Genomic DNA, 12,767 nt, shown 5'->3' with positions numbered 1-12,767 from the left:
TTAATCCAAGAACCTTAAGGATCGCTCTACTTTACGGTTTCATCCACCGTGGCGCGCGTCACTGAGTGATAGAGCGGGCGCGCCTTCGCATAGACGCGCTTGGCCATGTCAACGCCCCAGCCCTTTTGCGCCATCAGGGCCGTGTAGAGCGGGCTGACGAAGCGACGGCGGCCTTGCGAGGTGAGGAAGGTTTCCAGCGCCGGCAGGGCCGGTTCATAACGGTGCGCAATGGCCAGTTTCAGCCAGGCAAACAGGATTTCTGAATTGCGCGAGCTGGTAAAGGCAAAGGCCGTATCGAGATCCTTCATCTGCTCCAGAGAGAGGGTTTCCGGCAGGGACTCGATGAAATGCTGCCATTCCTGCGTCACCCAGCCCTCGGTGACCAGAGACTTGGCCGGGGTGCCTTTGGTGAAGGCCTCGACTTGCGCCTCAACCTTCGCAAAGGCTTCGGATTGCGGCTTGATGGCGTTAGACGGCAGGCCGGGCTTATAAAGCCACTCATCCAGCTTCAGGCGATCCTCCGCACCCGGATCACCTTTGAGAAGCGTTTCGCGCAGGTCTTCGACAAAGCCTGCTGTGGTCATGCTCTTGAACGCATAGCGCGTGAAATAGCCTTTAAGCCACGCGTCAAACTTCTTTCGGCCGTAGGTCTGTTCCAGGAGGCGCAGGAAGGCCGCGCCTTTCTCATAAGGAATGTCCGAGAAGCCATCGTCCGGGTCGCGGCCCTTTAGGTCGGTATGCAACTGCGTCAGGCCCGGTTCCTTGGCGCCGGCCAGGGTCTCCTGAAGGCTGCTGTAGCCAAGGCTTTGCAGCATAAGCGCACGGTCCTTGCCGTACATCTCCTCCATAATGCGGTTCTCGAAATAGGTGGTGAAACCTTCGTTGAGCCAGAAATCGTTCCAGGTCGCATTCGTCACCAGGTTGCCCGACCACGAATGCGCCAGTTCGTGGGCGACCAGCGACACCAGCGACTTGTCCCCGGCCAGAATGGTCGGCGTAGCAAAGGTCAGGCGCGGATTTTCCATGCCACCGAAGGGGAAGGAGGGTGGCAGGATCAGAACGTCATAGCGGCCCCAGCGATAAGGGCCATAAAGCTTTTCGGCGGCGGCCACAAACTTTTCGAGGTCTTCGAGCTCTACCGCCGCGCGGGTTATCGTTGCCCTTTCCGCATAGACGCCTGTGCGGTCGCCGGTCGGACGGAAGCTGATGTCGCCGATGGCCAGTGCGATCAGATAGGGTGGGATCGCCTGATCCATCTTGAAGCGGTAGGCGCGTAAATCCCCGTTGCCGGGTGACGCCTCACCATCCGGCGTCAGCATCTCGGCGCTCATGACCGCTTTGAGCGGAGCGGGTACCCGGATGATGGCGCTATAGGTTTGCCGAACCATCGGGGAATCCTGCGTCGGAATCCAGGTGCGGGTCAGGATCGACTGGCCCTGCGACAACAGGAAGGGGTGCTTTTTGCCCTCGGTTTGCGACGGGTCTAACCACTGAAGGGCCTGCGTATTGGCGGTGGTTTTGTACTTTACAACCACCTTCTGTGCGCCTTGGGGCAGTTCGATGGTCAGCGGCGCGCCAAAAATAGGGTGGGCCGTGCCGAGCGCGTATTTCAACGGTTCGCCAGAAGCATCGGTGACGCCTTCGATATCGAGCGCCTTGACGTCAAGCACAACCTGCCTGGCTGTCGGTGCGGTCTGAAGCGTCAGGGCGGCGGTGCCTTTCAGCACCTTGGCGCGAAAATCGGCGGTGAGGTCGAGATCGACGTGACGCACGCGCGCCACATTGGGGTCGGCATAGGAGTGGACATCTTTGGCGCTGCGTACCAGAGCCAGAGGCGCGGAATCGTCCGAAGCCGGTTCAACCTTCGGCTCGCAAGCCGTCAGAAAGGTCGTACCCATCAAGGCGGCCATCAGGCCGATCGTCGTGCGCCGGTCAGGCGCGAAACCCTTAGTCCGCATATCGCCACTCCATAAGATAATGCCCCCTGAAAAGGTTTCAGGGGGCACCATTTAGATCAGTTAAAGCGGAAATGTGTCGTCTTCACAATGCGGAAAATTCAGTACGGTTGAGACGGGCTTATCCGTCTCCCGGCTGAGTTTAACCGTTACGCGAACGGCGCTTCAGTTGCGCGCCTTCCGAACGGTTGACCGGCTCATTGTGATGAGCACGCGGCTTGGTGTTGGTCTTGCGACCACCGAGCTTGCCGCTGGCCGACTTGCCGAACGGCTTTTTCTTGCGCTCATCGACCCGACGTTCACCCGTAGGGCGTTCACCGGCACGTTCCGCCGCCGGGCGCGCCGGACGCTCGTCGAAGGTGCGCGTATCGCTGCGGCCTTCGCCACGGGCGTCATCACGCTTTTTGAAGGGACGCTCGCCCTTCGGCTTATCGAAGCGGGGCTTTTCGCCGCGCGGCCCGTCAAAGCGCGGCTTGTCGCCAAACGCGCGCTCAGCTGCCGGGAATTCGCGAGACGCCTTGGTCGGCGCGCGATCAGAGGCCATCGGGTCGTAACGCTCGGTGCGTTCCGGACGCTCAAAGCGGGCCTGACGCTCGGCGCGGTTACCGAAGGCGTCCTTCTTGCCAAAGGTGCGTTCACCGCGCGAATTATCGCCATCGCGGCCATTGCCCCGACGCTCATCGCGATTAGGACGATTACGCGAACGCTTGTGCACACGCTCGGCGTCCGGGTCGAGGTGACGGGCGGTCTTTTCGACAACGCGGTCCGGCGTCTTCGGCTTTTCGGTCTGACCCGAGGCGAGGATGGCTTCGTCGAGCAGTTTCAGCGCCTGATCCTTGCGGCGATCCCACGACGGGATGCGCTGACGCGTGATGCGCTCGATGTCTTTCAGGAGCTTGCGCTCATCATCGGCGACCAGCGTGATCGAATGGCCTTCCTTGCCCGCGCGGGCGGTACGGCCAATACGGTGCACATAGGCTTCGGCAACGAAGGGCAGTTCGTAATTGATGACGTGAGTGACATTATCAACGTCGATGCCGCGCGCGGCAATGTCGGTGGCCACCAGCGCGCGCACGCGACCCGCCTTAAAGGCCTGAAGCGCGCGTTCGCGCTGCGACTGGTTCTTGTCGCCGTGGATGGCGGCGGCTTCTACGCCCCCGGCCTGCAAATAGGCGGCGACGCGGTCAGCCCCGCGCTTGGTGCGCGTAAAGATCAGGGTGCGGGCCAGCTTCTCATCGGCATAAAGCTCCGACAGAAGCGCGCGCTTGCGCTGCTGCTCGATGAAGATGACCTGCTGGGTCACGCGCTCGGCCGTAGTGGCTTCCGGCGTGATCTCGACCTTTTTCGGATTGGTCAGCAGTTCGTTGGCCAGACCGGCGATTTCCTTCGGCATGGTGGCCGAGAAGAACAGGTTCTGACGCTGAGCCGGCAGGCGCGAGGCAACCTGACGGATCGGCTTGATGAAGCCCATGTCGAGCATTTGATCGGCTTCGTCGAGGACGAGATGTTCCACGGCCTTAAGGTCGATAGTCTTTTGTTCGATATGGTCGATCAGGCGACCCGGTGTGGCAACCAGGATGTCGATGCCGCCTTGCAGAGCCTTATATTGCGGGCCGTACTTCACGCCGCCGAAAATGGTGGCGATCTGAAGCCCCAGACCCTTGGAATAGGCCTTGAAGCTGTCGGCAATCTGGGTCGCCAGTTCGCGCGTCGGCGACAGGACCAGCACCCGGCACGAACGCGGAGCCGGTATAATGCGGTTGCTGAGGATGTGGTGCAGGATGGGCAGGGCGAAGGCCGCCGTCTTGCCCGTACCGGTCTGGGCGATACCCAGAAGGTCATGCTTGTTCAGCAGGATAGGGATGGCTTGCGCCTGGATGGGGGTAGGGGTGTGATAGCCCTCTTTTTCGAGGGTGGAGAGAAGGCTGGCCGAGAGGCCCAGATCTTTGAAGGTCGTCAAGACGATGCGCTTTCAATACGGATGCGCGCACATCCGGCAAAAGACCGGCGCACACCATCCTCTGGCCCGAACGCGCGTATGCGGCGTAGCGGGCGGTTTCGGATGAGGCCAGCGCGTGTCTTAGCTCTCGGGTTTAATTTTTAAAGATTATCAAGCGCGAACGGGTTCGCACATCTGTCATCCGTTAAAACTGGCTTGTCGGGACAAAGGGTCGCCCGACCTCACGCGGCCAGTCAGGTGCGGCATTGCACCGCAGCAAGCCGCCATATGCGATGCGGCGGTGGAAAAGTCAACCCCTGTAAAGGAAGTCTTCACCGCTACGTCTTATCGTTCGCGTCAATTCAGGTGCATTGCCGTTTGGCGCTTAATGCCCCGGCCACATGGGCCACATTTCAGCGTTCTCGATAATTAAGTCGCGTTTCGTACTCTCGTGGCCCGGTTCGTGCGTATGCATGAACGTGCCTTGTTGCACACATTTAAAGAACTTTTTGCAAATGTCCGTTTACTATCTCAACACCACCACTGCGCGGAACGCCCCGAATTCTATGCCCGGATCACACGATCGTCCTCCATTAGCTTCCGTGACCTCGCCGCAGGCGGGGGTCGAGGTCATTCAACCGTTTCAGCAGTTCCAGAACCGCCGCGCCGAGCCGCGTTTTGACTGCAAAGCAAAGGGCGCGCTTCTCTTGGTGCCCGGCGGTGCCGAGGTGGCTTGCGAAATCGTCAACCAGAGCGCCTCAGGTGCGCAGGTTCTGGTAAAGGACATGCCGCATAAGGCCGGGGACCTGTGGTTGCTCGATGTGAGCGGCCAGATGGTCAAGTTCGGTTCGCCGGTATGGACCCAGCCACACAAGATGGGACTGCGTTTCAGCTTCGCGCAAAAAGTCGATCCGAACGGGGCCCGCCCGCCGCGCGTGCCAGAACCCGTATGGAAGGCATGGCGTCGTCTTGCCGGGCTGGATATTCCGCCGCCGGAGGAAGACGTCTTTTTTCTGGATTAGAGTTCAAGCAAAAGGGCCGCGCATCGCACGGCCCTTTGTTTTTGTATGCCCTCTCACCCCTTCAGGGCCGCGCGGAGCTCCAGACGACCTTGCCTGATTTATTCACCACAACGAAGGCCCCTTTATCGGTGACCTTTATATCCGTGCCTGCGCGCCCTGCCGTGGCGGCTTTCCAGAACGTCTTTCCTTTGTAGCGTAGTTCCAGATCCCCGTTGGGGGCAAGGCGCAGTACGTTTGCAGGCGTGTTCCACGTCTGAGACGTCCATAAGACGTCCGCGCCCCTCTTAAGAACGAGATTGCCATCGTTTTGTAAGGTGAGCGCCACCTGCTTATTGGGTGATAACCGCGTCTCTAACTGCCTGATCTCGACCAGGCCCTCGACCTCAGCGACCTTTACTGTGACGGTGCCTGTCAGGCTCGCACCTCCTGGACCTATGGCGCGGTAAGTAAAATAGGTCGTGCCTGCATAGTCGGCCTTCGGGGTAAAAATCAGGGTTTGTCCCTCAACACTTGCCACCCCATTGGGCGACTGCCCCGAAATAACGAGCTCAGAAAACGCACCGACGGGTGATACCGTGACGCGACCCGGCGTGTTGTTAGGCGTTTCAATGCGTGCCGGTAAGACACGCGGAGGTTCGCGACGTGTTTCAGTGGCAGACGTTGCCTCCGACTTTGTCTCCACCGGGGCCAAAGGCGCAGATTGGGCGCCTAACGCCTGAGCGGACGCAACCAGGAGCCATACTGGCAGGGTAAGGCTAAACCCTTTTGCCCCTCTGAGGCTGCATTTCAATGGCATCATTTTCAGCTCCGAAGGATGGGCGAGACCTGGCCGATAGCCGCTCGAAGGTCGGCCTCTTTTTCTGCCAGGTCCAGGGTTAAGGCGCGAAGATCTTCAAGCAGGGCTTCATCTGCTTTCTTGAAGGCAAAGCAGGTTTTGCCCTGGCGTTTTTTCTCAAGGCTTGCCGGCACAAGCGCGTTCAATTCCGGCAGGCTATAGAGCGGCAGGAGATGGTAGGCGACATAGGATTTTTTGATGGCGATCCAGCCAAACCAGGCGGGCTCTCCCGTTCGCGCTTCGATCCAACGCGTCTTAACGGTAAGACAGCCGTCTGACGCAGTCTCAACCGCCATATTTGGCGCCGCGTTGAGCATCAGCGTTTTCAGCGTTTCGAATAGGACGGGAAAGTCCCGCAGCATGGTGACGCCTCATCTACCTCACTAAGCCGCCCATCCGGAAAGTCAGGGTTTGAGACATCCCGGATGTAGCCGCTACAGACCTGAAGAGACCTTACGCCCGAGCTGAGGCCGGTGCAATGACGGTGCAAAATTCATCTTGTTTGGCGAGATCGCGCGCGTCTCTCATAAACAGGCCCTGATACCCGCCATAGGCCTGAGGATCATTACCCAGAGCCTCAGAATTGGCTTCAAACCACGCCCTTGGTTTCTTGCCCGTGGGCACCGGATTGGGGAGCGCATCCAGAAAGCGCCTATTGTTATCAAGACGCGCATTCAGCGCCTTATCTGCGGTTTCAGCGCCAGAAGGCCATAGAGTTGCCATAGGCTTCGCCGCCCCGTCGTCTTCTCTCCAGAAAAAGGTCTGACAACGGCCGGGTGAGGGCTACCGCCGTGAGCTTATGGTAACCCGTCTGTCTGGACGTGACCCATTTTAAAGATCTTCCTCACGAGATCCCTGAAAAAGACAGGGTTGAAGAGGTGTGGGGTCGACAGCCTTAGACGAGAGAGCGGAATTTGAGCGTGCCGGTAACCGCTTTCAGCTCATCGAGAGCCTCGCGCGAATACCCGCGGTCCACATCGACGATCACATAGCCCAGCTGCTCATTGGTTTTAAGATGCTGCGCCAGAATGTTCAGATTGTACTTGGCGATGATGTTGTTGATCGCCGCCATGACGCCCGGGACGTTCTGATGGATGTGCAAGAAGCGGTGACGCCCTTCGACCTCGGACAGTTGCACGTTGGGCATGTTGACCGAGAAGGTGGTGTCGCCACGGCTGATGAAGTTCAAAAGACGCTCTGAGGCGAACTCACCTATGGCTTCCTGCGCCTCTTCGGTCGACCCGCCGATGTGCGGCGTCAGGATGACGTTGGGCAGGCCCATAAGCGGGCTTTCAAACGGATCATCATTGGTGCGCGGTTCTTCGGGGAAGACATCGACGGCGGCGCCGTAGATCTTCTTTGTACGGACGGCTTCGGCCAGGGCCTCGATATCGACAATGTGCCCGCGCGACAGGTTGATGAACAGCGCGCCGTCTTTCATCTTCGCAAACTGCGCCTTGCCAAAGATGTTCTTGTTTTCAGCGCGCCCATCGACGTGCAGCGACAAGACATCGGCTTCAGCCAGAACCGCATCCATGGTCCGGTAGCGTTTGGCGTTGCCCATGGTCAGCTTTTCGGCAACATCATAATAAATGACGCGCATTCCAAAGGCTTCGGCCAAGACCGAGAGCTGCGAGCCAATGGCGCCATAGCCGATAATGCCCAGCGTCTTATTGCGGACTTCGTGCGCACCGGTGGCGGACTTGTCCCACTTACCGGTGTGCATCTGGATCGATTTGTCGTAGATGTTCCGTGTCAGGATAACCGTCAGACCCATGACCATTTCCACCACCGAACGGGTGTTGGAATAGGGGGCGTTGAACACCGCCACGCCTTTTTCCGACGCCGCCTTGAGGTCGATCTGATTGGTACCGATACAAAAGGCCCCGATGGCCATCAGCTTGTCGGCGGCGTCGAGCACCTTGCGTGTCACCGTCGTTTTAGAACGGATGCCCAGAACGTGTACGCCCTGGATCGCGTCGATCAGGACGTCTTCATCAAGCGCCCCTTTCAGCGTCGAGACGTCATAGCCTTCGTCGCGGAAGTGCTGGATAGCGACCGGGTGGACGTTTTCCAGCAGCAGCATCTTCATGCGCGAACGCGGGAAGGAGTAACGGCCTTCATAGCCTTCGTTATGCAGTACCTCGTCAAACGAAGCGACGACCTGCGTCGCTTCGCTGGCGGTCGTGGCGGCCACGACCTTTTCGCGGCTGACGTTTTCGGTGAAGGCATAGAAGCGATCGGCTGCGCCGCCCTGATAGACCTCGTAATCGGTCCAGCCGTCGCCGACCATCACAATGGCCCCGTTGAGGTCGGCCCAGCTTCTGAGCGCCACGATCTTGCCGCCGTCCTTCGACAGCGGGTTGTCCAGATCGACGCCAGTGGCCACACCGTCATCACCGAAGATTAAGCGATTGGCCAGCACGTGCTCCGGCTTGATGCCGTAGTCAGCCACGACAGGGTCGATAAATTCGTGGAAGCCGCCGGAGATGATGCGGATCTTGCCGGGGTTTTCCTCAAACACCTTGCGATTGCGTGCGATGGAGGCCGACACCTGTGCTTTCAGCGCCTCGGCCAGCGCCTCAATATCGGCGCGTGACGGCTTCAGGATCGCGATACGGCGTTGCAGCGCCTCACCAAAGCCAATCTCCCCCGACATAGCCAGGTCCGTCAGATCCTTGATCGACTTGAGGTCCGTCAGGCGCGCGGGATCGCTCGAAAACAGCTGCTCAGCCAGCACATCGAGCGCTTCGACCCTGGTGAAGGTCGAATCGAAATCGAGAACGAGTGTCGCGAGGTTTACGCTTGCGGGAGCCATGTGCATGATCATGTCCGTTTGAGCGCATCCCGAAAACGTGGGCACCGGTTTTCGGATCAGATGCGCGATAGTGTAAGGGTAAAGACGGGTCGCTAAAGCCACCAAAATTTATGCGCGGGATTAGGCCAAAAGCCCCCGCAAGACAACCGCCTTTGTCAGTATTTCCTGCGTCTTCGGCTTTTTTTGACCGGGCGGATCGGCTAAGGTGTCAGTATTGCCGCAGTAATGCCTTGAAACCGGTCAAGGTTGAAACTATCTCCGCCGCCTATGTCCCTTTTTGTGTGATTTTCGATGACCTCCTATCCTTTGCCGTCGCAGGACTATGCCGCTCGATTTGTGCTGGACACGCTTCCCGTGCATGGGCGTCTGGTGCGCCTTGACGAAACGCTGAACGCGATTCTTGACGCCCACGCCTATCCGGACGCCATTGCGACGCTTTTAGGTGAGGCCTGTGTACTGGCGGTTATGGTCGGTTCGGCGCTGAAGTTCGAGGGGCGACTGATCATGCAGGCCCAGGGACAGGGCGTGGTGCGCTATGTCGTGGCCGACTACGACACACGCGGCTCACTGCGTGGGTTTTGCCGGTTTGATCCGGAGGAGCTGAAAGCGCTTGAGGCCGAAAATGCCGGCAAGTTTCAGTCCCTGGGCGCGCAGCAACTTTTGGGGCAGGGCACCTTCATCATGACGCTGGAGCCCGACGGCATGGGTGACCGCTATCAGGGCGTGACGCCGATTGAGGGCGATTCCCTCTCCTTGTGCGCCGAGCACTATTTTGCGCAGTCCGAACAGATTCCGACGCAGATCAAGCTGGCTGTGTCACGCGAAACGACGCCCAACGGTGAGCGATGGCGCGCCGCCGGTGCGATGATTCAGGCACTGGCTGGTGACGACAGCCGCGGCGATACGCGCGAGGCGTTTGAGCACGTGCGCGCCCTGTTTGCGACGTTGGGCGAAGAGGAACTCACCGATTTCGAGCTGGAGGCGGAGCGCCTTCTCTATCGCCTGTTCCACGAAGACGGTGTGCGTCTGTCACCGCCCAAACCGATCGCCAAGCTGTGCCGGTGTTCGCAAAACCGCGTCGAGGAACTTGTGCGCTCCTTCTCGGCGGATGAACAGTCCGACATGCTGGAGCCGGACGGTCAGGTGCATATCACCTGCGAATACTGCTCAAAGACCTTCTTCGTCGCGCCCTAGTAAGCAAGTCAGTAGAAAAATCCCAAAGGGAAGTCCCGAGGGATTTTTCACCGTCCAGACCGCAAAAAAGTGGCCGGCCTTAGCCAGGCAAGGTTTCAGTGAGCCTTATATCCCTTCGCCGTCCTCATAGACGCTGAGGTGGATGCCGCATTCGGTCTTGTCCTGACCGGCCCAGCGGCCGGAGCGGGCGTCCTGACCGTCTTCCACGGGCTTGGTGCAGGTGAAGCAGCCAATCGACGGATAGCCTTGCGCCACCAGCGGGTGTTCGGGCAGGTTATGGACGCGGATGTAGTCAGCCACGTCCTGAGCCGTCCAGTTGGCCAGCGGATTGATCTTGAAGTTACGACCGTCAAATTCGACGACCGACAGATTGGCGCGCGTCGCCGCCTGATGGCGCTTGCGGCCCGAAATCCACGCCGCGTAGTCCTTCGTGACCGCCGCCAAAGGCTTCGTCTTGCGGAAGTCGCAGCAGGCGTCGGGGTCTGACTGGAACAGGGTGTTTTTGGGATCGAGCGCGCGGATGTCTTCCAGCGCCGGGCGCAGATTGGTGAGGTTGGTCAGCCCCAGCAAGTCCACCAGCTCATCGCGATATTGCAGCGTCTGAAAGAAATGGCGGTCGGTGTCTAGGAAGATCACCGGGGTGGTGCGGTCGATCTTCGCCACCAGATGCAAAAGTGCCACCGCATCGGCCCCGAAGGACGAGGTGAGGGCGATCTTGCCGGCGAATTCCTGCCCGATAGCATCGCGCAGGATCGACTCGGCGTTCCAGCCTTCGTACTTGGCCGACAGTTGCCGCGCGCGCTCGTGTTCAGGTGTATCGGCCACCAGATTATTGATCAGGACAGTCATAACGGACTCCGGACCTTACGCGGGATGGCGCAGGGCCCATACGGGTTTCAGACCGTCGGCGGCGGACTGATAGGCATTTTTGTACAAAGTGCGTGCGTACGTGATCGCGCCCGCCGGGTCGGCGTCCTTCAACAGGAAGGTGTCGAAACCGCAGCGCATCATCCAGAACAGCTGATCGCGCAGCACGTCCCCGACGGCGCGGATCTCGCCGTCAAAGCCTAAGTCCTGACGCAGGATGCGCGCGGTCGAATAGCCGCGCCCGTCGCGGTAGCCGGGAAAAGCCACTTCGATCAGCGCGATCTTGGACAGGAACGGCGCCAGTAAACGCACATCGTCACCTGGCGCGATGCGCACGCCGTAGCGGCCGTTCAGCCCATCCAGTTCATTGACGGCGCGCACAAAGCTCAATACCGCCTGATCGACACCGATGGCCTCGTCGTCGGCCACCAGGGTCCAGCCATTGGCGCGCACTTCGCCCTGATCACTGACCAGTTGCGGCGCGTGGGAAGAATTAAGCAGGCTCATGCAGGGCTCCGGCAAAGGCGTCGCGGCCAAGGCGGCCTACGGTGTCGATAAAGCGCTCGGTCTCATCCGTGCGCAGGTCGAGATAGAGTTTGATCAGGCGTTCCAGCGCGGCGGGTACGGCCTCGGCGCTTAAGCCCTTGCCTGTAATGACACCCAGCGCCGCACTCTCATCGGCGCGGCCACCCAAGAGGATTTGATAGAATTCCTCCCCCTGCTTATCGACGCCCAGAATGCCGATATGGCCGACATGGTGGTGACCACAGGCGTTGATGCAGCCGGAAATCTTGATCTGAAGATCGCCGATCTTGTCCGTCAGTTCGGCGTCGGCAAAGCGCTGCGAAATATCCTGCGCCAGCGGAATGGAACGCGCGTTGGCCAGCGAGCAGTAGTCGAGGCCGGGGCAGGCGATCATGTCAGTGATCTTGCCCACATTGGCAGAAGACAGTCCGTTCTGATCCAGCAGGCGATAAAGGTCATAAAGATCGGCTTTAGCGACGTGCGGCAGGATAACGTTCTGCTCATGGCTGACGCGCAATTCGCCGTAGCCGAAGCGATCGGCGGCATCGGCCATGACGTCCATCTGCGCCGAAGAGGCATCGCCCGGCGGCAGGCCGGTGGGTTTCAGTGAGATCGTCACTGACACGTGATCGTCGCGGCGGTGGGCCAGTGTATTGTTGCGCACCCAACGGGCAAATCCGGCATCGGCTGCCTTGGCACGTTCAAGTGCTGCGGCGTCATACGCCTTATCGGTATAGGTCGGTTGCGGGAAGAAGCTCTTGATGCGCGCGATTTCAGCGTGCGGGGCGTCGATCTGCGCCTGATCGAGCGTGGCCCATTCGTCTTCAACCTGACGGGCATATTCCTGCGGCCCAAGCGCCGAGACGAGGATCTTGATACGCGCCTTGTAGATATTATCGCGGCGGCCATACCGGTTATACACACGCAACGCCGCCTCAAGATAGCTGAGCAGCTTTTCGCCGGGCAGACCTGACTTGATCAAGTGCCCCAGATGCGGCGTACGACCCATGCCGCCACCCACATAGACATCAAATCCCTTGTCGGTCAGTTGCAGCCCGATGTCATGCACGCGAATGGCCGCGCGGTCACGCGTCGCGCCGGTAATGGCGATCTTGAACTTGCGCGGCAGGAAGGTGAATTCCGGGTGGAAGGTAGACCACTGACGGATCAGTTCGGCCCACGGACGCGGATCGTCGATCTCATCCTTTGCCGCCCCGGCGAACTGATCGGTGGTGGTGTTGCGGATGCAGTTGCCCGAGGTCTGGATGGCATGCATTTCAACGGCGGCCAGGTCTTCGAGAATCTGCGGCGTGTCGGCCAGCTTGATCCAGTTGAACTGAATGTTCTGACGCGTGGTGAAGTGGCCGAAATCGCGGTCATAGGTGCGCGCAATGTGGGCGAAGGTGCGCATCTGACGCGATGACAGCACGCCGTAGGGCACGGCGATGCGCAGCATGTAGGCGTGCAGTTGCAGGTAGAGGCCGTTCATGAGACGCAGCGGCTTGAACTGATCCTCGCTGAGCTCGCCCTTCAGGCGGCGTTCGACCTGATCCTTGAATTCGGCGTTGCGGGCGGCGACCATGGCGTGGTCGAACTGGTCATACTGATACAT

Annotated in this window: 11 protein-coding genes; 2 read left to right on the top strand and 9 right to left on the bottom strand. The window is 59.6% G+C overall.

Translation table 11 applies throughout. The features are described 5' to 3' along the window. Positions 1-26: 26 nt before the first annotated feature. A complete protein-coding gene (locus ASTEX_RS10485; RefSeq protein WP_013479600.1) occupies positions 27-1,958 on the bottom strand; it encodes a M1 family metallopeptidase in 1,932 nt (643 codons plus the stop codon). A gap of 139 nt (positions 1,959-2,097) precedes the next feature. After that, positions 2,098-3,915 carry a DEAD/DEAH box helicase gene (locus ASTEX_RS21005; RefSeq protein WP_013479599.1) on the bottom strand — a complete coding sequence of 606 codons (1,818 nt, stop codon included), beginning with the start codon at positions 3,913-3,915 and terminating at the stop codon, positions 2,098-2,100. A 581-nt stretch (positions 3,916-4,496) separates the two neighbouring features. Here ASTEX_RS21005 and ASTEX_RS10475 point away from each other — a divergent pair. Next, positions 4,497-4,916 (top strand): PilZ domain-containing protein, encoded by a 420-nt coding sequence (locus ASTEX_RS10475; RefSeq protein ID WP_144004646.1) that lies wholly within the window; start codon positions 4,497-4,499, stop codon positions 4,914-4,916. 61 nt (positions 4,917-4,977) lie between these two features. On the opposite strand, the gene ASTEX_RS10470 is transcribed toward ASTEX_RS10475, so the two are convergent. The 4 genes from ASTEX_RS10470 to serA form a co-directional block, all read right to left on the bottom strand. Next, on the bottom strand, positions 4,978-5,715 hold the full coding sequence (locus ASTEX_RS10470) for an Ig-like domain-containing protein (protein ID WP_041658626.1): 738 nt from the start codon (positions 5,713-5,715) through the stop codon (positions 4,978-4,980). Positions 5,716-5,717: 2 nt separating this feature from the next. Beyond that, the gene (locus ASTEX_RS10465) at positions 5,718-6,113 is read right to left on the bottom strand and encodes a hypothetical protein (RefSeq protein ID WP_013479596.1); all 396 of its coding nucleotides are present in this window, start codon (positions 6,111-6,113) and stop codon (positions 5,718-5,720) included. 91 nt (positions 6,114-6,204) lie between these two features. Further along, positions 6,205-6,474: a hypothetical protein gene (locus ASTEX_RS10460; protein WP_013479595.1), complete on the bottom strand. Its 270-nt coding sequence runs from the start codon at positions 6,472-6,474 to the stop codon at positions 6,205-6,207. A 172-nt stretch (positions 6,475-6,646) separates the two neighbouring features. After that, entirely contained in the window at positions 6,647-8,575 is a 1,929-nt protein-coding gene (gene serA / locus ASTEX_RS21090) for a phosphoglycerate dehydrogenase (RefSeq protein ID WP_013479594.1), read from the bottom strand. 285 nt (positions 8,576-8,860) lie between these two features. On the opposite strand from serA, the gene ASTEX_RS10450 reads away from it, so the two are divergent. Then, entirely contained in the window at positions 8,861-9,763 is a 903-nt protein-coding gene (locus ASTEX_RS10450) for an Hsp33 family molecular chaperone HslO (protein WP_013479593.1), read from the top strand. Positions 9,764-9,868: 105 nt separating this feature from the next. Here ASTEX_RS10450 and ASTEX_RS10445 read toward each other — a convergent pair whose 3' ends face one another. From ASTEX_RS10445 to ASTEX_RS10435, 3 genes are read right to left on the bottom strand one after another with little or no spacing between them, the layout of a single operon-like run. Continuing rightward, a complete protein-coding gene (locus tag ASTEX_RS10445) occupies positions 9,869-10,612 on the bottom strand; it encodes a phosphoadenylyl-sulfate reductase (protein WP_013479592.1) in 744 nt (247 codons plus the stop codon). A 15-nt stretch (positions 10,613-10,627) separates the two neighbouring features. Continuing rightward, complete coding sequence (locus ASTEX_RS10440) at positions 10,628-11,137, bottom strand: DUF934 domain-containing protein (RefSeq protein WP_013479591.1); 510 nt, start codon at positions 11,135-11,137, stop codon at positions 10,628-10,630. Further along, positions 11,124-12,767, bottom strand: coding sequence for a nitrite/sulfite reductase (locus ASTEX_RS10435; protein WP_013479590.1), 1,644 nt, complete (start codon positions 12,765-12,767; stop codon positions 11,124-11,126). The genes ASTEX_RS10440 and ASTEX_RS10435 overlap by 14 nt, the downstream gene beginning before the upstream one ends.

The organism is Asticcacaulis excentricus CB 48, from assembly GCF_000175215.2.
In the GTDB taxonomy this organism is placed as follows: domain Bacteria; phylum Pseudomonadota; class Alphaproteobacteria; order Caulobacterales; family Caulobacteraceae; genus Asticcacaulis; species Asticcacaulis excentricus.
Note: the sequence above shows the minus strand (reverse complement) of the source record. Positions and strands in the feature narration are given on the sequence as shown.